A 575-nucleotide genomic window follows, 5' to 3' on the forward strand; every position below is an offset into this window, starting at 1 on the left:
TCACCGGCCGTCCTGTGCATATCCTGCTGTCAAAAGCAGACAAGCTGTCTAAAAACGACCAGATTAAAACTTTGGCGGCGGTAAAAAAATCACTCAAACCCTACACCGAACGTCAAAAAATTAGCGTTCAACTGTTCTCCAGCCTGAAAAAACAAGGTATGGACGAAGTCAATCAAGTGGTCGGCTCATGGTTTGACGCGCATCGCGAAGAAATAGAAAATCTTGCAGGCGAAACATCGCCTGAGTGATTGTAAAACAAGGCGGAATGAGATAAGTTGACCAACCGCAAATCTTATTCTGTCATTTGGTTTCTCACCATCGCATTTACCATTTAATCCGGGGGCATGTCTCACACATGCCCTTTTTTTCATCACGCTTTTTTTGTTTTCACACGCAAACCACAATCTGCGCCAAATATGCCATCACAACATATCAGCAAGGCCGTCTGAAAACGCGGCTTCGATCTCCATTATTAAAGTGTTAATTTTAGTATTGCAACCCATTACACATCTTAGCGTTTTGCTCATGTTCAGCTAATTGTTTAGGCATAGAATGCATTCATCGTTCAACAACAC

General features: G+C 42.6%; 1 pseudogene. It reads left to right on the forward strand.

Going from position 1 to position 575, the window contains the following annotated elements:
- Positions 1–248, forward strand: a pseudogene (locus ACTHUR_RS16430) (YihA family ribosome biogenesis GTP-binding protein); the annotation flags it as partial.
- Between the last annotated feature and the right edge of the window lie 327 nt (positions 249–575).

The sequence above is a fragment of the Neisseria sp. P0021.S007 genome (assembly GCF_051956855.1).